Raw genomic sequence first — 22,610 nt, forward strand, 5'->3', positions numbered from 1 at the left:
GCTTACTCAGTTGCCTCGGTGAGTGGAATGATCTGCCCCCCCTGGGCTAGAGACTGGGAGAGGGCGGCCAGGACCCTCACCAATTTGGTGGCCAACGTCCCTGAAGAAATGGGCGAAGGAGTGCTGAGCTCTACCTGGTCAAGGAAGTGCCGACAAACATTATGCAGCGGCTCAGCCGGGGACAGTGGCAGCACTTGGTGATGCAGGCCCTGGGGTATCCAGTTACCCGCGTCCGTAGCCTGTAGCTGTCCCCAGTTCACCACCAGAGGGGTAGCATTACTTTCATCGAACACAAGGGTTCCGCGTTCTCCTACCACGCAGAGTCGCCGCTGCTTGTCAGGATTGAGCCATGACAAGTGAAGCGTTACCTGAAACTGACTGGGATAAATCAGGGTACACCACACTAGGTCATAGAGAGGTTTAGCAGGGTCTTGGGATGAGAATTGAGGCAACCATGTTCGCCCTTGGGCAGTTACCTGCATCGGCCATTCCTGCAGCCAATGACTGAATATGGCGATATCGTGAATAGCCAGATCCCATAGGGCATTGACATCGTGTCGTATTGGCCCCAGATTAGTGCGGCTGGCATAGCCATAACGCAATGATCCTAGGGGGGCCTGCTGTAGGAACTGATGCCCCTGTTGTACCGCCGGATGAAATAAATAGGTGTGATCGACAATGAGTTGCCGTTGTCGCTGACGGGCCAATTGGCAGAGTATCTTACAGGTAGAGACCTCCAAGGTTAGAGGCTTCTCAGCCAGCACATGCAGTCCCCGCTCTAGGGCTGCTCGAATCAAGGGGTAATGGGTTACTGCTGGAGTAGCGACTACGACAGCCTCTATGCCAGGCAACGCTAGAGCCTCTGGCCACGATGACAATAGGTGGGTAGACGGGGGTAGGGCAAAGGTTTGCTGAACTGTCTTCAGGCGCTGGGGGTCATGATCAGCGACGGCAGCTACTTCAACTTGCGGCAAGTTGAGCAGATTACGCAGTAAATGATGGCCCCATCGTCCTACACCTAGAAGTACTAATTTTAGGATCATGAGGCTACGTCTGATGGGGACGATAGCTGTGCTTGCAACTTTCGAAATGCGACTTTGGCGGCGACCTGCTCCGCCTGTTTAATGGAGGGACCACGACCCACTCCCCAGCCTTTTTCCTGTAACCAGACCTCGGCCTCAAATCGCTCTGGATCGCCATGTTGCTGGCTAATTTCCTGGACGCGATAATCAGGACGGACTTGGTAATAGGCTTGGGTCAGTTCCTGCAGGGCGGCTTTGTAGTTTTGCCGGGTAGGATCTTGTCGAATCTGCTCTGCTAGGCGTTTAAAGTGAGCATCCAGCCAAGGGCGAATCAAGCTCAAGTCGTGGGTCTGACTGTATAACGCTCCCAATACGGCCTCAAAAGTATCGGCTAGACGAGAGTTGCGTCCGGCCTTATCTCCCCAAGCGCTGCTGGATACTAGTAGATAGGGTTCTAGGCTGAGTTGATCGGCTAGCAGAGCTAGGGTATGGTCGCTGACTAGACGCGATCGCACCGCTGCCAATTCCCCCACACTGGCCTCAGAATAAGTCTCGAGCAAAAACTCAGCTGCAGCCAAGCGCAAGGCTGCATCGCCGAGAAACTCTAGGTGCTCGTAGTTATCTTCTGGCGAGGCAGAAGCATGGGTTAGGGCTCGATCCAGTTGTTGCCAATCGACCTCAACCGAGGCAGAAAGTCCTAGTTTTTGTAGGCATCGCCGCAGTTGTTCCCGGCGTGTGCTATTGAGCTGAGGCATCGGTCATCAATTCAGCCAAAAACCATAGTCGTTCATGCTATCCCCAGGGCTGGGCCTTGGAGGAAAGAGCCGGACATAAGCCGGGTTCTGTTCTTCTGGGTATCCAGAAGGGCGGTTATCTATCTGGGACGCCTGTTACCAGACGCCTCTAGCGGTTCCTGCAACGGGGTCGGTAAAGAACCAACCATAACCCCTCCGACCTTGCTCCCGACCGGGGTTTACCGAGCCAGCACCTCTCGATGCTGCTGGTGCGCTCTTACCGCACCTTTGCACCCTTACCTGTGAAAGGCAGACGACAGAAGGCAGACGGCAGAATTTCCCGCTATCTTTGCTCCAGTCTGTCTCTGTCTTGCCATCGGCGGTATGTTTCTGTGGCACTCTCCTCACGGTCACCCGCACTGGGCGTTACCCAGCAAGTCTGGTCCTTAGGGAGCCCGGACTTTCCTCGGACAGGAACTCCCGTCCGTAACCGCCTGCGCCGACTCTTTCCTATTTCCAGGATAATGTGCTGACTGACCAATGTAGTAAACCCTTATGGCTAGCGATTGAGTAACCAGTTCAGCACGGGGACGGCAATTTGCCCGGGCAGCACTTCGATGCGGAACTGAAAGGGAATCAGGAGGCGTAGAGATGGAGCATCTTCTCCGGCCATGGGCCGGATCCGTAGCATCAGGCGTAAGGAATATTGACGCAGGGCAGACGGCAGCAGCATGGCCTGCTCCAGATTAATCAGTGGTACTGTGGGCTGCAGCAGACGCGTATCTGGATGGCGTTGGAAGGCGTCTTCACTCGTAATTTGAGCCGTGATGGTTTGGTCGGGATTGACCACGCTCATGACTTGGGCTTGGGCCAGGTCCATGAACTGCCCAGGGACTTGACGGATAACTCGGCGCCCCTGGTTATTTTGCAGGCTGAGAGAGCTACTATCCCAGTCGATAAAGAGCTGCCGATCGTCTAATCCATTGACCACCTGCACCGTTAAGTGATTGAGAGGAGGTTGGGGAGGACGTTGCCCTAGGGGCATTACTCGCACGATGACAGTGCCAGTTCGGGACGCTTCTCTGTCATGCGATCGCAACGGCACCTGTAATTGCAGCCCAGGGGTCTCATCGGTGGCCACCTGCACCCCCACGCCTCCTGGTTGCTGCCGCACCTGAGAAGTCACTGCCGTTTGTAGAGCCTCGCGATCGAGATCAATACGCAACTGGTCCTCTAGTTGCGACTCTATGGATAGCGCCATCTGGTAGCCCACATAGGCCACACAGATGAAATAAACCGTCAGAATCAAGATGTCGGTGGCCATGGTTGTCTGTCCAGCTATCCCCTTAGCATAGCGAGGGATGCCGTCACGGGGCGGCCGTCAGGAATGGACTTTTTCTTCTTCTGCTTCCTTCATCGGGGTCGGTGAGACTGGCAGGTCAGCCGCAACCGGCATATTGCCACTCTTGAGTCGCTGCCAATAGTCCTGCAAATCCGTAGCCACCTGCCCCGACAACAACACCCCGCCCAAAATATTGGGAAAGGCCATGGCGAACATCATCATGTCACTGAAGACCAGAACCGACCGCAAATTGGTCACAGTGCCCACAAACACACATAGGACAAACAAAAGCTTATATACCAGGGACGCCCCCCGGCCCCAGAGGTAGGTCCAGCAGCGTTCCCCGTAATAAGACCAGGAAATCATGGTGGAGAAGGCAAACAGGCACACAGCCACCGCCAGCAGTGACGGAAACCAGCTCAGCTCTGAACCGAAGGCGGCAGCCGTTAGGGCGACACCACTGAGCTGTTCACCGGCAGTCTGTTGATAGACGCCGGTGATAATACAGACCAATGCCGTCACATTGCAGATCACCACCGTGTCAAGGAAGGGCTCAATGGAGGCGACAATGCCTTCCCGTACGGGTTCATCGGTCTTCGTGGCCGAATGGGCGATGGAGGCTGACCCTACCCCAGCCTCATTGGAGAAGACGCCCCGGCGAATGCCCTGCACCAGCACCCCCAATACCCCTCCTTCCACGGCATGGGGGTGGAAGGCTTCCTGCCAAATGGTGCCAAAGGCCCCAGGAATCGCCGTAGCATGGCTGCAGATGACCCAGAGGGCTGACACCATGTAGCCTCCTGCCATGACCGGCACCACAGTCCCGGCTACAGCACCAATACGACGAATACCGCCTAAGATTACCACCCCCACGAGCAGGGCCAGGGCTAGACCGTACAGGCCACGATACTCTGCTAGCCCCGGAAATAAATAGGCCACAGCCGCGTAGGATTGATTGGCCTGGAACATGTTACTGCCCCCCAAAGCTGCCAGGGCACAGAACCCAGCAAATAGCGCTGCCAAGGCCTGCCCCAACGGCTCCAGCCCTACTTTGGCTAAGCCCTGAGACAGGTAATGCATCGGCCCTCCTGAGACCGTGCCATCGTCATGAATGATCCGATACTTCTGGCCTAGGGTGCACTCGACAAACTTACTGGACATGCCTAAGAATCCGGCCAGACTCATCCACAGGACAGCCCCCGGCCCCCCGAGTTGAATTGCGATCGCAACCCCAGCGATATTTCCTAAGCCAACCGTTGCCGACAGAGCCGTAGAGACCGCCTGTTCATGGGTCACCTCCCCCGGTTCATCGGGAGTATCATAGACCCCTCGCACCACCCGAATGGCATGGCAGAATCCCCGCACATTGATAAATCCCATGCGTAGGGTGAAAAACAAGGCCCCCGCCAACAACCAGAGAATGACCAACGGCAAGCCACCGATATCAAAGAATAGGGTGGCCTCCAGTACTCGAATCCCCCAGGAGAATCCTTGGTCAAACCCCTCCAGAACGGTGTTCCAGAGACCACTAATCGACACAGAAAAAGCCAAATGACCTCGTTAGAGCTAACAGCCCCTCAATTATAAAAAATCATTAAGAATGACGCCTTCGCCCCCCTTGCCAAAGGCGAGCCCACCATTGGGGATGCTGCTTTAGCAAGACATACAGATACACCCCCATCAGTACCAGCAAACATCCATCCCCCAAAGCTCGATAGGTGCCAATAATCTGCTGATCGCTCCAGCCGTGGAGCCTGAGGATATTCATATCACCCCCAGCATGCTCGGGTCCACCCCACAGAGATCCCCAAGGGATCGAAGCCAGCCCTCGCTCAATCCGATGCCATAGCCCAAACCCCCCCAAAAATACAAAGGCCGAACCCAATACCACCGGATAGCGATAAAAATCCCAGCGCCAGTAAGCTGGCATCGGGAAGAAAAAACTCACCATCAGCAAGGTACTCAGATACAATTCCCCGCCGACGCCACCAAATGCTAGTAGCACCTCAAACGTCTGTGCTGAAAGCATCCAGGTCATCCAACCCTGAATGAGTATTAATCCCACCGCCAATACCATCGGCCAGCGATGCCCCTCCCGGCGACCGGCCCAAAATAGCAACCCAAATAAAACCAACAGGCCAAGATAGACAAATAGAGAGCGCTCAGGCTCCACATTTGTCCAACCAAAGGGCAATGGAATGGCTCGACGACCAGCTAACCAGGCCACGGTGGCATGGCCAAACTCATGCATCCACACCTGTACCCCAAACAGCAACAACTTGACCGGGGGCAACACCTGCATCAGCATTCCCAGCAGCAACAGTCCCGGAAATATCAACCCATTACTGAAACGATTGTCAAAGGCAAATAAATCAGTATCAGTCAACCGGGTACTGGGCCAAGAGATCGTCTGTTTCCAGGCCACCCGCTTCGGAGCCTTCAATCCATAAATACGAATGGTAAGGCCAGGCTCTAGTCCAAGAGCCTCTGGGTCTAGCCGAACCAGTGCCGCCCGAATGCTAGCAACTCCCTTTGCCTGAGATGGCATCTGCTTCAGAGGTACTCCAATATGGAGATGACCATGGCGTAGAGCGACTCGAGCCGGTACCCCTTGCTGACGTAACTGATATATCAAGGGGGCCAATGGATCCTCCTCTCCAGAGGATGAAATAGCCGGTGGCCCCTGCGATGTCTGTAAGTGCTCTTTGAGCCGTCGATAAGCAATCTTGAGGTCAGCTAGAGCCTGCCGTTGTCCTGTCTGGATTAACTCTGCCCGGCGACTGAAATAAGCTGCTTCCACCTCTTGTAGGCTAGCATCAGCAGCCAGATGCAGACACTGGTAACAACGGGCTACCTCTTCCGACATGGCGATAACCGCTAAGTCACTTCCTCAGGGTAGCCCGAGGGAATGATGAGGTGCCAACATGCTGCTGTCCCCTGGCTTCTTAGCCCTCCGTTCCTGCCTTTCCCTCCCTAGATCGAGACTGATAGTCACCACAACCCTGACAAGGCCCCTCAGGATTGACCGCACAGCGTAGCAGCTCAGAACGGGCATTATAGGCGCAGGTAACGTCGCCAATCATCCATTGCCCGTTGTGACAGTGCCTGGCTGCAGGAGTGGGACAAGGCTGCACATACAGGATCATCTGAGCCAACTGATAACGCCCCGACTTCAGTCGGTAACGATGATGCCGCTCCAAAATCCGATAGGTTTGCCCAGCCATATCTAGATCAGCACCCGGTTGAGGAATCCAATCTAGATACACCCGGCCCAAGGGTGTACAGGGATGGTTGAGCATAACGTCGGTAGGCAATGAAGTTGATTCCATGAATGTAGTTAACAGAGACAGTAATCTATACGAGAATTCCTGACCGATGAGCAGATCGATCAGGAACCTCGATAGCTCTCCTGAGGGAGAGAACTTACAAAGTAAAGTCTAGGAAGCCGCCACCGCTTGACGTTCCTTTGCCTCCTTAATCACTTCTTCAGCAACATTATTCGGACAAGGAGCATAGTGCGAAAACGACATGGAAAACTGGCCCCGGCCTGACGTCATAGTCCGTAGGTCACCAATGTAGCCAAACATTTCACTCAAGGGAGCATCTGCCTTGATTCGCACTCCAGTAGGTCCTGGCTCCTGGGACTTAATCATGCCGCGGCGGCGGTTGAGGTCACCGATCACATCTCCCATATAGTCATCAGGGGTAAAGACGTCAACGGCCATCACCGGCTCAAGTAGTTGGGGCTTAGCCTTAGGCATCGACTGCCGATAGGCCGCTTTGGCAGCAATCTCGAAGGCAATAGCAGAAGAGTCCACCGGGTGGTAGGCACCATCACTCAGGGTTACCTTGAGATCCACCACCGGGTAGCCAGCCAACGGGCCTTTTTCGATGCTAGTTTCAAACCCTTTCTGTACCGCTGGCCAGAATTCTCGGGGGACATTGCCACCAGTCACCTTAGACTCAAACTGGAAGCCGCTGCCAGGATCGCCCGGCTCGATGGTGTAGTCAATCTTACCAAACTGGCCAGAGCCACCTGTCTGCTTCTTGTGGGTGTAGCTGTCTTGCAGCACCTTGGTAATGGTCTCGCGGTAGGCTACCTGAGGCTTGCCGACTTCGACCTCAACCCCATAGGTACGCTTGAGAATATCCACCTTAACGTCTAGGTGCAGTTCACCCATTCCCTTCAGAATGGTTTCCCCGCTCTCTTCGTCGGTTTCGACGTAGAAGGACGGATCTTCCTGGACCATCTTACCGATGGCTAACCCCATCTTCTCAGTGTCAGCTTTCTTCTTGGCCGCTACAGCCACAGAAATCACCGGTTCCGGAAAGATCATGGGTTCAAGGGTAGCTGGATCCTTGGGATCACAGAGGGTATGCCCCGTCTGTACGTTTTTCATCCCGATCACGGCGACAATATCACCGGCTTGGGCCCATTCCACCTCCTCCCGGGAGTTGGCGTGCATCTCTACCAAACGGCTAATGCGTTCGGTTTTACCGGTAGCCGTATCGAGGACTGTATCTCCCTTGTTTAACTGTCCCGAGTAAATCCGGGTAAAGGTAAGTGCCCCGAATCGGTCGTCCATGATCTTAAAGGCCAGTGCTCGTAGGGGCTTTTCTGGATCGACGTAGGCAAGGCGACCCGTTTCGTTACCTTCCAAATCCATCTCTGGTTGGGGCTTCACCTCCATGGGATTAGGCAGGTAGTCGACCACAGCGTCTAGCACCAACTGCACCCCTTTGTTCTTAAAAGAGGATCCACAGTAAGTGGGGAAAAACTTCAACTCAATCGTGCCCTTGCGAATACAGCGCTTCAGCTCTTCCAGAGAAATCTCTTCCCCTTCTAGATACTTCTCCATCAGCGCATCATCCTGCTCCACCGCCAGCTCTACCAGGGCCTCGCGGTATTCTTCCACCTGATCTACCATATCGGCGGGTACATCCTGGATCTCGTAGTTCATGGGGTCGCCAGACTCATCCCAGATCCAGGCTTTGCGAGTCAGGAGGTCAACCACGCCCTGGAAGTTACTCTCAAAGCCAATGGGTAGCACCATGACTAGGGGCTTAGCAGCTAGGACATCTTCTACCTGCTTCACCACGCGGAAAAAATCAGCCCCAACTCGATCTAACTTGTTGACGTAGATGATACGAGCAACTTTGGAATCGTTGGCGTAGCGCCAGTTTGTTTCAGATTGAGGTTCCACGCCACCGGAGCCACAAAAAACACCAATACCACCATCTAGAACCTTCAGGGACCGGTACACCTCAATGGTGAAATCAACGTGACCTGGGGTATCGATGATGTTAAGCTGGTGGTTTTTCCAGAAGCAAGAAGTCGCAGCAGACTGAATCGTAATGCCACGCTCCTGTTCTTGCTCCATAAAGTCAGTGGTTGCAGCCCCCTCATGAACCTCACCGATCTTATGGATCTTACCGGTAAGCTTCAAGATTCGTTCGGTGGTGGTGGTCTTGCCCGCGTCTACGTGAGCAAAAATGCCGATATTGCGATAGAGCGTGATGTCTTTCTTCATGATGGCTCTCTAATGAGTCAAATGAGTCAATAAACCGTTGGTGACCACCTGCGAGGGGTACTCATGGGCAACTAGTGCCGCCTTCAGAGGCGATACGAACATGCTTCGTATACCCGAAATCTTAAGAGATCCTTTGTGAGGGTTACGACAACATTGCCAATTGTAAAGCTTTGGGCTGAAAAGGTGGAAGAGGGTGACTGACTTAAATGGCTGCATCTCCCTGAAACTGGGAGTAGGCGGCATTATAAATAAATTTTCCAGCTTTATTCTAGTATGGTCTTTCAGCAGCTACAGCATTTCCCCCAGGTGAGGTACAGCTTGTCTCCTGAAGTCAAGGGTTTCATGGCTATCCTTCTACCTCCTCACTAGATTCAGAAACGCTGGATGTTCATCACTGAGATCGCGGCTCCACGCCTCTGGCTTAGCGGGCCGAAAAGACAATCTTAATGACGGCATCTTGGACACTATTGGCAGGTTTATTGAAACCTACCGCCAACAGAGCATTGCTCAGGGCCTCAGTCACTTGAGCTGGATGGTAATCATCGAACAGCCGGGCCATTTCTCGCTGTAGATCGTCTGGCACCGGCACCACCCGCTGACCATTATCGTCGCGGGAAAACACAGACTGGGTTGTCATGGCAAGATTCCTAGATTCCTGCCTAAGATTTGGCAGGGTGTCCTCGTCCGTACTTTGCCCTAGGAATCCTGGTGCTGGGGGAGAAAATACTAGAGGTTCTACGGTGTTGGGATGGTTCATGGATTAGCCATCTTAGAGACGGAACGTCATGATTGCTGCTTCGTCTCCGATCAACCTCCTTGCCACGTAGGCAGTATTCCCTTCACTGACTTTGAACCATGATTTCTAATACCTCCATAGGCCTATTTGCTCTGGTGGGAGCAGCCTCTACTGTCATGACTACTGTTATGACCGCTCTTCCTGTTCAGGCTGCCAGTTACTACCTGGATTTTGACACCGATCCCCTAAGCAATCCGATTACCAGCAGTACCGTTGGGGATCCCTACGGCATTAGTGATCAGTGGTCTGATTGGGGAGTTACCCTAGGGGCCACTAACAAGGCGGGCTCTAGGGCGGAACCGCTACTGCTGTTCAACAGCAATCCTGATTCCTACACAGGCGGTGATAGGGATTTACGCAGCGGTGATCCCTGGGGTACTGCTGTGCAGAATAACGTCTTGATCATTCAGGAAGACGGGTTTAGGCGCAACGGAACTGTTAAGAATGCTCATGACCCCGATGATGAAGCCAACGGTGGCATCATTTCCTTTGACTTTCAGGCCCCGGTTACCCTGGGCAGTATTCAGTTGCTCGACGTTGATGACTTCGGCGCTCGGGGGCAGTATGTTACGTTTACGGCCTGGGATGCCGATGGCAACCAAGTAGCCACGACTCAATTTGATCACGTGGCCTTGACAGCCCCTGATCGAGTAACCAATCTGTCCAGTCAAGGCATCACTGGTGATAATTCGCTCTATGACTTTGCTCTGGGCTACAGTGGTGTAGCTCGCTTAGAGGTACTATACCCGGGGAGCGGTGCGATCGCAGGGTTGCAATGGAGCGATGACTCTGATGACTCTACTGAACCCACCTCAGTTCCGGAGCCACGGAACACCGTCAGTCTTCTGGGTCTGGTCGCTCTGGGTGCGGTCGAAGTCACTCGCCGCCGTTCTAGCCGAGAGGAGTAACGGCCTCTTGCCGAGTTATCGGGTCGATGCTGCATTGGCTGTTCGGCGTTAAGGTAGGTAATGATCTACTGTTAACCCTGAACAGATTAACTGATTACAGCCAATTAATTTGGGATTCTGGGTTAACTCCCGTGGGTATTCAGCCAATTAAAGCGACAGTTAGGGGGCGATGGAACCATTCAGCCCTATCTGAAGTCTTGGTAGAACAACCTACTCGATGTGGTCTGGGTTGCCGTTGCCTGTTGTCATTAGCGTGCTATTAAGCGTCAGTGCATATGAAGCGATGTTGCCAAGTTGCGATTAATCTTTAAGACTTTGAGATTTTGTTTGGCTATGTCAACTCTCCGTTCACAAGCTAGGCTTTCTGGGTTACAGTATCGATCAGATAGATTCTAAAGAAAATATTAAACGCCGATATATCAGATCTAGCCTAAGTGCTAGAGCTTTCCTCCGGTGAACTTTGGGTTTTGTCTGGAACGCGATTTAAATGCACCTTTACATCACACAAGTCAACCTTGTTCAGGATGGGGGAGTATGAACGCTGTATTGCTGCGATTGATATGGTCTGTGATTGAGGATACGCCTCCTCACATTCTGACAGGATTCGACGACTCTACCCTCAGTAAGCATTTAGTCAACCGAGTGGAAAGCCAGGTGCATCTCAGTCGAGATGACCACCGGACTCTATGGTCTTACCTGGCCGCCAGAATGCCTCTAATTCGCGACCTTGCCCATCAGAGGGTTGCCTAGACTTTGATGGGCTAATCCGTCTGGTGAGGCTTCTGCTGTTGTGACTCGCCTGACCCACTAAAGATAGCGAAACCCAAGAGCATCCCTTACCTGTGCCTGTATGTCTATCTGAATTGGCGTAAGAACAAACCGATTTAATCGGGAGCTCCCACCAGGGTAAAGGCCGCCCAGTCTCGCGGGTGGGGATAGTCTGCCATAGTCTTTAGCATGGCCCGTCGTAGTGCTTGTGCCTTATCAAACCCTTGGAGCCAAGTGGTATAGAAGTGAATCATCAGTTGAGCTGTTGGTGTGTCAGGTACAGCCCAGAGGGAGACGACTGCACTGCGGGCGCCAGCGACTATCAGGGAACGCGATAATCCGACTATCCCGTCTCCAGTTACTTCCCCTAGCCCGGTATCACAGGCACTCAGAACAACTAAGTCAGCCTGCAGCGGTAAGCTGGCAAGTTCCCTAGCCGTGAGGAGGCCATCTTCTGTTTCGGATGGCGCTAAAGCAATGGCTCCCGGTAGGGGAATGCCGGTGCTGGTGCGTTCTACGTAGTCTAGGAGGCCATGGGTAGCTAAATGAATAATCGAGGCGTCTAGCATGGCTGGGACCAGGGCTGTTTCGGTAGCCTGGACGCCTAACCAAGGGCGAGTCTTTAGGAGCTCAGCCACGGCCATCGCTTCCTGTTCTGCGCCTGGCAGCGGCGGCAGGGGCTGAGCAGGACTCTCCGACGTCTCTGGCATGGTGGGCATGACTGGGTTCCCGGCGACAACGGTGGCAGCCTGGGCGTCTGTGGGCTGGGTTGGGGTGGCTGCCAACAGGTGAATGGCTGGGGCGGTCAGCAGAGTGTGGTGTTCGATCAGGTACTGACCATCGCTATCTTGTAGGGCAGCGAAGGGCACGTAGAACAGGACTTCTTGGGGAATGAACACGACCCGTTGCTCTGGATCTGAGGGTAAATGGGCTCGGATAGGTGCGATGAGTACCTGATGGAGTTCCTGCAGGTAAACATTAGAGGCCTCTGACGAAGTCGGTACTATCTGGATACTACGATTACGACCTCGTGCTCCCATGGCTGCCCGTCCCTGCTCGACTGTGGTGGGGAGGGATAGTGTCGCGGTATCGAGTCCTTGCTGGTGAAAGGTGATATTTCCCTGGGGAGAGACGACCCAGATATACAGGTGGGTTGCCGGAGCCCGCTGATGCCCTTGGAAGATAAAGTTGTCTGCGGGCACCAGAGCATATTCCACCAGGGTGGCATTTAGGTCACGGGCTGTCTGTTGGATGGTTTCTAAGTCGATTGAGGCCTGGGCCTGTGGAGCCAGTAGATCCATCAAAGCCCTGGCTCGTCCTTGCTCTGATGCCTCCAGGGCGGCTCCGTAGCGTCCCTGGGCCACCAGAACCTGCATCAGCAGGGTATAGGTATAGATCTGGGTGTTGAAAACGGCAATGTTGGCTGTGTCTTCTAACCCTTGGCGCAGCGCGGTGAGATGCTGGATGGCTTCCCTGAGAGATTGTTCTGCTGTGGTGGTGGCTCCTTGGGCAAGTTGTGCGTGGGCTAGGTTGTTGAGGGAAGCTGCCAATAGTCTCGGCGCTGCTAAAGAGCGTGCGATCGCAACGCTGCGGCGATGGTAGTCCAGGGCTTGGCCTAGGGCCTGCTGGTCTTCGGCCATGACCCCCAGATTGGTGAGGACTTCTGCCTGGAGCTTGACGTCCTGGGTTTGCCGGGCCAGATCTAGACCCTGCCGGTAGAAGCTCTGGGCCCGTTGCCAGTCGCCCAGACGATGATAAATGACGCCCAGATTGTTGAAACCATGGGCGCTAGTGGCCAAATCCCCAGCTTCGCGACTGAGGGCAATGCTGTCTTGGGCATAGGCAAGGGCGACTCCATAGCGCTGCTGTAGGGTGGCCAAACCACTGAGGTTGAGTCGGATCATGGCCTCTAGGCCGGGGTGATGAAGAGACTCCAACTGACTGAGTCCGGCCGCTTGGGCCTGCCAAGCCGCTTCGTAGTCCCCCATGGCTTCGTAGGTATTGCCCAACAGACTCAGGGTCTGGGCCTGGCCCACCCGATGATCATGCTCCCGCATCAGAGCCAGGGTCTGACGATAGGTGGTGACTGCGTCTGCTAACCGGCCCAGGGATTGGTAGGCGATGCCCAGATTGCCTAGTAACTGGGCCTGGAGCATGGCATCAGATCGGGAGGCGGCTAGGGGGAGCCCCTGCTGGGCCGATGCGATCGCATCGGGATAATCCCCCATGGCAATGGCTGTCGCCGCTAGGGCATTCAACGTCGCCGCTATCTGAGTGGTGGCGCCTAAGGCTTGGTAGAGATCCAGGGCCAGCTGCCAGTGGTCAAGGGCTTGGGAATAATCGTGGCGATCGAAGGCGGCATGCCCCTGGTGAAACAGCTGATCGGCCCGTTGCCGCTGAGAGGCCTGGGCCATGTCAATGGCGTCAGTCCTGACGATGGCTGCTGCTGCCGGGGGGATCCTCTCTAAAGTCAATGCCAGCGTCAGTAGCAGAGAGATCATGAGTTGCCGTCATTCAGCAGGGGTTGATTCCGGGTCGGGCCCTGCATTTGGGCAGGGGATCTCGTCGGGGGGCTCCTGGTCCTGATTGTCTATGGTGATGCAGACATCCTCTGGCGGCTGCCTGTCCCCGTCGCCACGAGTAGCGGTCTCTGAAGCGGTCTCTGAAGCGGTCTCTGGGCCTTGCTCCGACAGGTTGTCGGTGGCGGTGATATCCAGAGTTGGGTCAAAGAGAAAGGCTTGATTTTGAAACGAGGTGACGATAGTGCGGTCTGGGCGCACCCGCAAAATGCCCCCGGCCGTGCCGCTGCTCTGGCTGGGCAGAACAATCCCCGGCCCGGTATTGGGACCGACGATGAACTCCTCAGTGGATAGGGGATTCAACAGCTCAACTGCGATCGCAATGCCCGCCTGGGTGTTATTCGGATCGATGGGCACCCCCCGCTGAATCGTCACGTCCCCTGCGGGAGAGACGGCCGCCAGACTGGTGGTGTTGGCTGTGAAATTGGTGCCGGCAAATCCAGCCACCATGGTGAAGGTATCCTGGGCTTGAAATCGCCTGGCAGCATTGATCCCGATGCCACCGCTGCCGGCCAGCACCGTGTCGACAACGATGTCGCCAACTGTTGACTCTAAGTACACGCGACTCAGGTTGCCATCCCCCAACCCATCGATGTCTGGAGGAGTTTGTCGCAGGGCATTCAAATCGCCAGCTTGAATAGTCGTACCAATGATGGAAATGCTACCGTCGAGATCCCCATCCGATGGTCCATAGGTGCGAATATCGCCGAGGGTGACAGCCCCTGCCGCCTCAATCGTAACCGCTCGCCCTGGGGCGCGAATGAACTGGTTGGTATCCATGGTGAAATGTCTACCTGCTTGCAAGCGAATATCACCCCCAGGACTGGCCGGATTGCCTGTGGTGGCGAAGGTGAGGGAGAGGCCATCGACTAGGGTGATGTCGCGGGTGGCGGCCAACAGCACCTCCGCCGTGATGGCTGCTAAGGCATCGGCATTAATCGTGATGTCATTGGGGCTAAAGCTATCGCTGGCCAAGATCTGCGGTAGGGCAGTGTTGACCGCCGGGTCGGGATTACTGGCGGTAGCAGCGATAGTAATGTCTCTTGGGTCCAGTAAGAGGGTGCCTAAGGCGCCTGGGGCAGCCTGTAAATCCACAGTTCCAGCAAAGGTGAGGGCGATTTTGCCAGACACCTCCACGAAGCCCCCTCGGCCGGAGATGGGGTTGCCGGTGGCTGAGATCTCTCCCAGGAAGGTAGTCTGGTCATCGGCCCAGACAATCACCTGCCCACCATCGCCGCCGGTGGCATTGGCCTGCAGGGTGGTGGCGGCGTCAATGTAGGTGGCTTGGGCCGAGGGCAAAGTCGATTGTCCTTGTCGAGCGCCGCCGATGTGAATGATGCCGCCACGACCATCACCATTGGCTGTCAGCTCAGCCCCCAGCAAGCCGACGCGTGTGCCCAAGGCCGTTAACCGTCCTCCCTCGGATCCAGAAACATCTAGGCTGCCGCTGATCAGAGTTGTCCCGGGGGACACCGGCACCGGATCAGCGCCCGATAACCTAACGGCATCGTCAGGCAGCACCGTGATCTCGCTGACGGGCGATGGCGTTCCGCCTGTCAGGAGTTGGGGCAACGATAACGGGGTAAATGGCTGTGGTACTGCAGCCATGCCTGCCGGTAGGGTGTCGATTTCCAAGGACAGCACCATAGCGCTATGGTGAATCTGAACCCGATGCTGACCCGGTACGGCCATGACAGTGATATCCCCCTCGGCGGCGGTGAGGGACCCTGTTTGAATCACGGTGCCACCCACTAGGGCAATGCTCTGCCTAGGGGCCACCGTTAAGTCTGCCTGGTTGATAATTGCCCCTGGATTATCCAAGGCAAAGGCGAAGCCGGTGGGCTCACCCCCTAGGGCACCATAATCATTACTGCCAAACGCCTGCAACCATCCACTACTAAAGCCAATGCCAGTGGCGGTCGTGGCCGTGAAGGCTCCAGTCAAGTCCAACTGGGCATTAGGGCCGAAGAGGATGCCGGCTGGGTTCATCAGCCACAGGTTGGCATTACTGCCCCTGACCCGGAGCAGGCCGTCTATGTACGAGGCTTGGCCCCCCATGACCCGGCCCAGGATGGTGTCGATACCTGGCTGACTAAGGAAGGTGGCGATCTGATCGGCACTGAGGCCGAATTGCTCGAAGCTATGGAACAGATTGCGGCCATCGGCGGAGGTATAACCGCCCTCGATGGTGATTTGGTTACCTGTTTGACTGACGTCGGTTTTCCCACCCGTCTCCGGCTGAATGGATTGAGCCGCCGCTGGTAAAATCATCGCAGCCAGCCATAGGTGGCTGAAGCCGATAGCCGTTATCAAAGCTGGAGAAGACGAGGACATGGTGTACTCGAGGTGCCGTTGAGGCCAGGCAGCGCGGTTGCGGAGGTTGCTGGTAGGGGCCAACATGGCCTCAGCATAGTTGAAGATGTCGTTGCGATCGCAGCTTTGATGCAGGTCTTAATCTATCCCCTTGGCTCAGATAGCCGAGACAGCCCGAACCAAAATTGGGTTCAAGCAGCGATGGCCGACTCTCCCTCACACTAGATGGCAGTTGCAGCCCGGGGGCCATAGGCTACGGTGGCATGGGCTTTGATGCTGATGCCTAGGGATATCGTCAGTTCGGGAACCCGTACTCTGCCATTAATTGCGATCGCATCAATGGTGGGCGTAAATTAGCACTCGGGACTGGAGAGTGCTAAGTCCCGCGAAGCGATTGACTCAGCGTCAATTCACGATTGGGGATAGGCACCCACAACCTAGTTAAACGAACGCATCTGGAGAATTTTTGGGTATGGCTGCAATTGCTCTAAGCGTAGCTAACATGAAGCCCCTGGGCGACCGCGTGTTGGTTAAGGTCAGCGAATCGGAGGAGAAGACGGCTGGCGGTATTTTGCTGCCAGATACAGCCAAGGAGAAGCCTCAAGTTGGTGAGGTCACGGCTGTAGGCCCTGGCAAGCGCAGTGACGATGGCAGCCGCCAAGCGATGGAAGTCAAAGTCGGTGACAAGGTGCTCTACTCCAAGTATGCCGGCACTGACGTCAAGATCGGCAATGATGACTTCGTCTTGCTGTCTGAGAAAGACATTCTAGCTACCTTGTCCTAAGACCTTCTCGATTTGTTTACTTCTCAACATTCGTCACTTCTGAACTATGGCTAAGCGCATCATTTACAACGAAAACGCCCGCCGTGCCCTGGAAAAAGGCATGGACATCTTGGCAGAGGCCGTCGCTGTTACCCTGGGGCCCAAGGGACGTAACGTCGTCCTAGAGAAAAAGTTTGGGGCCCCTCAGATCATCAACGACGGCGTCACCATCGCCAAGGAGATCGAACTGGAAGACAACGTTGAAAATACCGGTGTGGCCCTGATTCGTCAGGCTGCCTCTAAGACCAACGACTCTGCCGGTGACGGTACCACCACTGCCACGGTGCTGGCCCATGCGATGGTGAAGGAAGGCCTGCGCAACGTTGCCGCCGGGGCCAATGCCATCGCCCTGAAGCGTGGCATCGACAAGGCGACTAACTTCCTGGTGAGCAAGATCGCTGAGCATGCTCGGCCGGTGGAAGATTCCAAATCCATTGCCCAGGTAGGTACCATCTCGGCTGGTAACGATGAAGAAGTGGGCCACATGATTGCTGAGGCCATGGACAAGGTGGGCCGCGAAGGCGTCATCTCCCTGGAAGAGGGCAAGTCCATGAGCACCGAGCTAGAGATCACCGAGGGGATGCGCTTTGACAAGGGCTACATTTCTCCCTACTTCGCCACGGATACTGAGCGCATGGAAGCGGTGCTAGATGAGCCCTACCTGCTGCTCACCGACAAGAAGATCGCCCTGGTGCAGGATCTGGTCCCCGTACTCGAGCAAGTAGCTCGCTCCAGCCGCCCCTTATTGATCATTGCTGAAGACATCGAGAAAGAGGCCTTAGCCACTCTGGTGGTCAACCGCCTACGGGGCGTGCTGAATGTGGCTGCCGTTAAGGCGCCTGGCTTCGGCGATCGGCGCAAGGCCATGCTGGAAGACATCGCCGTGCTTACCGGTGGTCAGGTCATCAGCGAAGATACTGGTCTGAAGCTGGAGAATACCAAGCTAGAGATGCTGGGCCAGGCTCGTCGGGTCACCATTACCAAAGACACCACTACCCTAGTGGCTGAAGGGAATGAGAACGACGTCAAAGCTCGTTGTGAGCAGATTCGGCGTCAGATCGAAGAGAGTGACTCCAGCTACGACAAGGAAAAGCTGCAGGAGCGGTTAGCGAAGCTTTCCGGTGGTGTGGCTGTGATTAAGGTGGGCGCGGCTACTGAAACCGAAATGAAGGATCGGAAGCTGCGCCTGGAAGATGCCATCAACGCCACTAAGGCAGCGGTGGAAGAAGGCATTGTCCCTGGAGGCGGGACTACCCTGGCTCACCTAGTCCCCGACCTGGAGCAGTGGGTGCAGGCCAACCTGGCTGGTGAGGAGCTCACCGGTGGCACTATTGTCTCGCGGGCTCTGGCTGCTCCGTTGATGCGGATCGCGGAGAATGCCGGTAAAAATGGCGCCGTGGTAGCGGAGCGGGTGAAGGAACAACCCTTCGACACCGGTTACGATGCGGCTAACGACCGATTTACGGATCTGTTCCAGGCCGGCATTGTGGACCCGGCTAAGGTAACCCGCTCGGCTCTGCAAAATGCAGCCTCGATTGCTGGCATGGTGCTTACCACCGAGTGTATCGTAGTGGACAAGCCTGAGCCGAAGGAGAATGCCGGCGCTGGTGCTGGCATGGGCGGTGACTTCGACTACTAAGGTCATCTGTCTCAGCCAGAGGGACCCTACGAGGAGCCCTAAATAGCATAGACGCGATCGCATCGAGTCAGATGCGATCGCGTTTTAATAATCTGGAATTATCTGGTCGGCTGGAAGGGATATGGCAACGGTGACTCTGCCAGAGATTGCTTAGCGGTCGTCAGCGTCATCTAACTCATCCTCCTCACTAGCGGGGTCAGCATCGCTGCCAGTATCTGGCTCCACATCCGGCTCTGGCGATTTAGAAGGGATAGTGGTGGTCGTCGAGGCAGTGGTGGAAAACTTGGGGTCAGCCTGAGTGTCTGTGGCAGGTGGCGCCTTGGCTACGGGCTCAGGCAAGGGCTCGGGCTCCTTGACGCCCAACCGTTGCCGAGCCTTGGTTAACAAAAAGGTAGTGCTAGATTGGCCCGCGGATATAACTGCCTGCCCCATCCCCTGTAGAGACTTGTCTTCGGAGCTTGAGCGAGTGAAACCTTCGTACCAGTTGCGAGTCTGACGTCCCAGGCGCACGGCCGTGCGCCAGAACCAATCAGCCCCAACAAATACCAAACAGATCACCAGCCATAGCAAGACAGCTGTCTCGCGCAGAATATCCCAAGTCAGCCGGAATGCCTTTTGGTAAGTTGCGGCTGTGTCTGCAGCGAACAGGAGCTGGCTAACCTTACTGGCCTGATCTTTGATCGTATCCATAGCGATACCTCAATACGTCTTGGGGTCATAGCTTACGGCAACCATAACGACCTTAGCCCTGAATCGCGCAGCCAGACTCAAACGGCTGCAGGATCAGAAATGACTCGCATCTGCTTAATCACCTATGAATAGCGGGATGCAGTCTAGCTGACTGAGTGCCGTCAAGGAGAAAGTTCCCCATCAGTATAGGAGGCCGCGGATCCAGAACCGATCTCCCTGTTACAGGGTGCAACGCTACTCATTCCAAATGGTTTTCAGCACTGTCTCAGGAGCGATATCGGCAACGGTTTGGCCAGGGGACGGAATGCCAATGAAGCGAGTTTCGTCCCCCTGAGCAGCGGGTAGGCGATGGGTCGGATCATTTTCCCCAAACAGCCCTAAGGCAAAAACATTCAAGGTTACCGCCAGGTACAGCGGATAGCTATCGGTGCTCAGGACCAGATTAGCGCCAGCCAAAATGGCCGCTAATTGAGCGATAGTGTCCGTTTGAATGACTTGCAATCCGGACAATGCCTGAGTCAATTGGCTCACGATCTTAACTGTTTCCGGTTGCTGAATCACCACCAGGGGCAAATCGGGTTGTCGATGCTGGAAATCCTTGAGAATAGTACGCCAAGAGTCCACTGGATAGGCATCTTGACCGGAAGCAGACACCGCTGCGCCAGGGTAGAGGGCAACATAGCCCTGGTTGCCGATGTCTGAGCGCTGCCGCTGTTGATCGGCCCAGTCCAGGGAGCGCTGAGGTAAACTAAGACTGGCTGGAGGACAAGGCGCGTCAAGACTTAGAGGTTTTAGCAAGTCGTGATACTGTTCAGCCTGGTATTGTTGCGCCTTGAGCGGCACCGTAGCCGTCAAAAATAGATTGTTACTAGAGCTGGCATAGCCGACACGGGTCGGGATACCACTGAGCCACAACAGTAACCCCAGAGACCAGCTTTGGGTTAAGGTTAGTGCCACTTCGTATTCACGATCGCGAATAATCCCGAGTAGATTGGCCCAGTCGGCCGGGCTATTGCGGGTAGCAAAGGTATAGGGGATGGTTTCTCTAACTGTTTTAGATACGCTGTAAGCGGCTTTGGCTGAGGGCTCCGTAACCACATCGATCTCAACCTTAGGAAAAGCCTGCTTCAGATGGTCAAGGGTGGGAAAAAATAGAATCTGGTCATCAATTCCACCGGGAACTAGAGCCAATACTCGCATAGTAAGTGCCTGCGCCTGTCCGCACCATATTTTAGTGGAAGGCGGTGAGCTTGGAGAGAATAGCCTCAAACAAAACTGATTAAATTTCGCTATGGGATTCGCGATAGGGTGGACTTTGAACCTCGTTCATATCTAGCTCAAGCACTGATCTGGAGCTGGACTGGGTATATCGGCGATGTCGCCGCCATTTGACCACAAGGAGTCTCACTGTGCACTTACTGATTCCAGCCGCCGGCATGGGGCGGCGCATGGGGGCAGATCGCAACAAAGTTTTGCTAACAGTACGGGGGCGCCCCTTGATTGCCTGGACTTTACTGGCGGCTGAGGCCGCTCAACGGATCACTTGGATAGGGCTGATTGGTCAGCCGGTTGATCAGGCACTGTTGTTGGAAATCTTTGATAGCTTGGGACTGACGACGCCGGTACACTTCATCGCAGGAGGCGATACGCGCCAAGCATCGGTTTATAACGGGCTGCAAGCCTTACCAGAAGAGGCAACCCGAGTCTTGATCCACGATGGGGCTCGCTGCCTGATCAGCCCGGATTTATTCGATCGCTGTGCGGCTGCTTTAGAGAACTGCTCTGGCCTAATTGCTGCCGTTCCGGTCAAGGATACGATTAAGCAAGTGGATCGTGATCTCAAGATTGAAAATACGCCTGACCGCCGCTGCCTCTGGGCAGCCCAAACTCCGCAGGGGTTTGATGTGGCGCTGTTGAAAAGCTGCCATAGCAAAGGCCAACAGCTACAGTGGATGGTGACTGATGACGCCGCCCTCTTCGAAAACTGTGGTTTACCTGTCCAAGTTATTCCTGGCGAGGAAACCAATGTTAAGGTAACCACCCCCAGCGATCTTGCGATCGCAGAGTGGATTTTGAGCCAGCGGTCCCATTAATATTGCCGCGCGGCTACTATCACCGCGCAGACAACACTCTCCTACACAGCACTGCTGTCGACCCCAGTGCAGGCGGCCATAATCTAGCTGCCTTAGCCCCACAGCCCCAGCCTAATCAGCTTGGCCCATTGCTGCATAGGCAACCGAACCATCAGCTGCCAAATCTGGGGAGGCTGACTAGCGCGCCTGCCGTCACCCAAAGTGCTGAGGCAGTTGCTATGAGACCTGTGCCTGAAAACTCCGTTACATTGACATCCCTAGCCAGAGGGGCTCAGAGATCGCCTCCCTGAGCTGCCAATAGAAACACGATAACTGGGCCAGCGATCACGATCATCGTTAACATGGTTAGCTGTGCAATCAGCTCAAAGGTAGTTCCACTCATAAATTCTATGGATCCTCCCAAACGACGAAACTGAGGGATTAACTTGACATCCTGCGCTATTCTACCGGGAAGCAACCCCCTTAGTTTAAGCAAGTTTACAAAATTCTAAGGACAGCGTCCCAAGCAACTCTACCTCTAGCCTCTATGTCCCTAGATTAGCCATGGCTACCTGGCAATGTATTGAAGGCTGCGGCGCCTGCTGTCATCTCGACCCTCAAGACCGCCCCGACCTGGACTGCTATCTCAGCCCCGCTGATTTGGCCCTGTATCTCAGTTTGGTCGGGGCAGATGGGTGGTGCATTCACTTTGACCACGCCACTCGCCGCTGTCGTATCTATGCTGAGCGACCTGGATTCTGTCGCGTTGAAGCAGAGACCTTCGAGGCGATGTATGGCATTGACTCCTCGGAGTTGAACGCCTTTGCCATTGACTGTTGTCGCCAGCAAATTACCGCTGTTCATGGCGCCCATAGCGCTGAGATGGAACGGTTTAATACTGCGGTAGACGACAACGCCGCTAATGCTCAAGGCTACCACTCTGAAAAGTAGTAGCCAGAAACACAGTGAATCGCCTAATCAACCAATGAAGCCTTCTCTGAGCTGCTAAGGATCGGCCTATGACTGGTCCTGGATGTTGCGATCGCATCAGCAGGAAGACAAAAGCAGTCATGCCCCAGAGATACCATCATTTAGTGAGCTTAGGTATTCTCGGCAGGAACTAAGTCGCCATAACACAGGCGCAACAGCGCAAAGCCTGTCAACAGTTTCAAGCTCTCCAGCCCCCAATAGAGACCATGAAGTTGATTCATGGCTGGCTCCACCGCCAAAGGCGTGGCATCAAGGGGCAGGCCTAAAGCACTCATGGCAGGGGTCAATCCGTAGGCATAGATCACCGGAATCATCAGTAAGAGCCCAGCCAATTCAACTAGAGGAGACTTGAGCTGCCCCATGGGTCTTCTGGGGTGCTATTTTGGCATGGGTGAAGCATCAT

Annotated in this window: 20 protein-coding genes and 1 other RNA gene; 6 read left to right on the forward strand and 15 right to left on the reverse strand. The window is 55.0% G+C overall.

Features of this window, described 5'->3' with window-relative positions; all coding sequences use genetic code 11:
- Window positions 1-2: 2 nt before the first annotated feature.
- The 9 genes from XM38_RS03030 to XM38_RS03070 form a co-directional block, all read right to left on the reverse strand.
- Window positions 3-1,043 carry a Gfo/Idh/MocA family protein gene (locus tag XM38_RS03030; protein ID WP_088429050.1) on the reverse strand — a complete coding sequence of 347 codons (1,041 nt, stop codon included), beginning with the start codon at window positions 1,041-1,043 and terminating at the stop codon, window positions 3-5.
- Window positions 1,040-1,777, reverse strand: a complete 738-nt coding sequence (gene rnc / locus XM38_RS03035; protein WP_088429052.1) for a ribonuclease III — start codon at window positions 1,775-1,777, stop codon at window positions 1,040-1,042. The genes XM38_RS03030 and rnc overlap by 4 nt, the downstream gene beginning before the upstream one ends.
- A gap of 61 nt (window positions 1,778-1,838) precedes the next feature.
- An RNA gene (gene rnpB / locus XM38_RS03040) (RNase P RNA component class A) lies at window positions 1,839-2,263 on the reverse strand.
- Between the two features lie 52 nt (window positions 2,264-2,315).
- Complete coding sequence (locus XM38_RS03045; protein WP_088429054.1) at window positions 2,316-3,080, reverse strand: hypothetical protein; 765 nt, start codon at window positions 3,078-3,080, stop codon at window positions 2,316-2,318.
- A 57-nt stretch (window positions 3,081-3,137) separates the two neighbouring features.
- Entirely contained in the window at window positions 3,138-4,637 is a 1,500-nt protein-coding gene (locus XM38_RS03050) for an alanine/glycine:cation symporter family protein (protein WP_225889169.1), read from the reverse strand.
- A gap of 55 nt (window positions 4,638-4,692) precedes the next feature.
- Entirely contained in the window at window positions 4,693-5,964 is a 1,272-nt protein-coding gene (locus tag XM38_RS03055; protein ID WP_080809149.1) for a hypothetical protein, read from the reverse strand.
- Window positions 5,965-6,043: 79 nt separating this feature from the next.
- On the reverse strand, window positions 6,044-6,412 hold the full coding sequence (locus XM38_RS03060) for a DUF6464 family protein (protein WP_256995523.1): 369 nt from the start codon (window positions 6,410-6,412) through the stop codon (window positions 6,044-6,046).
- 123 nt (window positions 6,413-6,535) lie between these two features.
- Window positions 6,536-8,629 carry an elongation factor G gene (gene fusA / locus XM38_RS03065; protein WP_080809144.1) on the reverse strand — a complete coding sequence of 698 codons (2,094 nt, stop codon included), beginning with the start codon at window positions 8,627-8,629 and terminating at the stop codon, window positions 6,536-6,538.
- A gap of 421 nt (window positions 8,630-9,050) precedes the next feature.
- A complete protein-coding gene (locus XM38_RS03070) occupies window positions 9,051-9,266 on the reverse strand; it encodes a hypothetical protein (RefSeq protein WP_080809141.1) in 216 nt (71 codons plus the stop codon).
- A gap of 287 nt (window positions 9,267-9,553) precedes the next feature.
- Here XM38_RS03070 and XM38_RS03075 point away from each other — a divergent pair, with 287 nt between their 5' ends.
- On the forward strand, window positions 9,554-10,333 hold the full coding sequence (locus tag XM38_RS03075; RefSeq protein ID WP_137454998.1) for a hypothetical protein: 780 nt from the start codon (window positions 9,554-9,556) through the stop codon (window positions 10,331-10,333).
- A gap of 534 nt (window positions 10,334-10,867) precedes the next feature.
- Complete coding sequence (locus tag XM38_RS03080; protein ID WP_137454999.1) at window positions 10,868-11,083, forward strand: hypothetical protein; 216 nt, start codon at window positions 10,868-10,870, stop codon at window positions 11,081-11,083.
- Window positions 11,084-11,217: 134 nt separating this feature from the next.
- Here the strand turns inward: XM38_RS03080 and XM38_RS03085 are convergent, their stop codons facing one another.
- Together XM38_RS03085 and XM38_RS03090 are read right to left on the reverse strand one after the other, a co-directional pair.
- A complete protein-coding gene (locus XM38_RS03085) occupies window positions 11,218-13,602 on the reverse strand; it encodes a CHAT domain-containing protein (RefSeq protein WP_088429056.1) in 2,385 nt (794 codons plus the stop codon).
- 9 nt (window positions 13,603-13,611) lie between these two features.
- Entirely contained in the window at window positions 13,612-16,014 is a 2,403-nt protein-coding gene (locus XM38_RS03090; protein ID WP_187329255.1) for a filamentous hemagglutinin N-terminal domain-containing protein, read from the reverse strand.
- 451 nt (window positions 16,015-16,465) lie between these two features.
- Here XM38_RS03090 and groES point away from each other — a divergent pair, with 451 nt between their 5' ends.
- The gene (gene groES / locus XM38_RS03095; protein ID WP_080809116.1) at window positions 16,466-16,777 is read left to right on the forward strand and encodes a co-chaperone GroES; all 312 of its coding nucleotides are present in this window, start codon (window positions 16,466-16,468) and stop codon (window positions 16,775-16,777) included.
- A gap of 46 nt (window positions 16,778-16,823) precedes the next feature.
- Window positions 16,824-18,455, forward strand: coding sequence for a chaperonin GroEL (gene groL / locus XM38_RS03100; protein WP_080809113.1), 1,632 nt, complete (start codon window positions 16,824-16,826; stop codon window positions 18,453-18,455).
- 150 nt (window positions 18,456-18,605) lie between these two features.
- Here the strand turns inward: groL and XM38_RS03105 are convergent, their stop codons facing one another.
- Window positions 18,606-19,145 carry a hypothetical protein gene (locus XM38_RS03105; protein WP_088429060.1) on the reverse strand — a complete coding sequence of 180 codons (540 nt, stop codon included), beginning with the start codon at window positions 19,143-19,145 and terminating at the stop codon, window positions 18,606-18,608.
- A 234-nt stretch (window positions 19,146-19,379) separates the two neighbouring features.
- Window positions 19,380-20,345, reverse strand: a complete 966-nt coding sequence (locus XM38_RS03110) for a glycosyltransferase family 9 protein (RefSeq protein WP_080809108.1) — start codon at window positions 20,343-20,345, stop codon at window positions 19,380-19,382.
- A gap of 209 nt (window positions 20,346-20,554) precedes the next feature.
- Between XM38_RS03110 and ispD the strand changes: the two genes are divergently transcribed.
- A complete protein-coding gene (gene ispD, locus XM38_RS03115; RefSeq protein WP_088429062.1) occupies window positions 20,555-21,238 on the forward strand; it encodes a 2-C-methyl-D-erythritol 4-phosphate cytidylyltransferase in 684 nt (227 codons plus the stop codon).
- Between the two features lie 271 nt (window positions 21,239-21,509).
- Here ispD and psb30 read toward each other — a convergent pair whose 3' ends face one another.
- Window positions 21,510-21,620 carry a photosystem II reaction center protein Ycf12/Psb30 gene (gene psb30 / locus XM38_RS28600; protein WP_391540777.1) on the reverse strand — a complete coding sequence of 37 codons (111 nt, stop codon included), beginning with the start codon at window positions 21,618-21,620 and terminating at the stop codon, window positions 21,510-21,512.
- A gap of 161 nt (window positions 21,621-21,781) precedes the next feature.
- Between psb30 and XM38_RS03125 the strand changes: the two genes are divergently transcribed.
- Window positions 21,782-22,168, forward strand: a complete 387-nt coding sequence (locus XM38_RS03125) for a YkgJ family cysteine cluster protein (RefSeq protein ID WP_080809103.1) — start codon at window positions 21,782-21,784, stop codon at window positions 22,166-22,168.
- Window positions 22,169-22,317: 149 nt separating this feature from the next.
- Here the strand turns inward: XM38_RS03125 and XM38_RS03130 are convergent, their stop codons facing one another.
- Entirely contained in the window at window positions 22,318-22,569 is a 252-nt protein-coding gene (locus tag XM38_RS03130; protein WP_080809100.1) for a hypothetical protein, read from the reverse strand.
- Between the last annotated feature and the right edge of the window lie 41 nt (window positions 22,570-22,610).

The sequence above is a fragment of the Halomicronema hongdechloris C2206 genome, from assembly GCF_002075285.3.
GTDB lineage: Bacteria > Cyanobacteriota > Cyanobacteriia > Phormidesmidales > Phormidesmidaceae > Halomicronema_B > Halomicronema_B hongdechloris.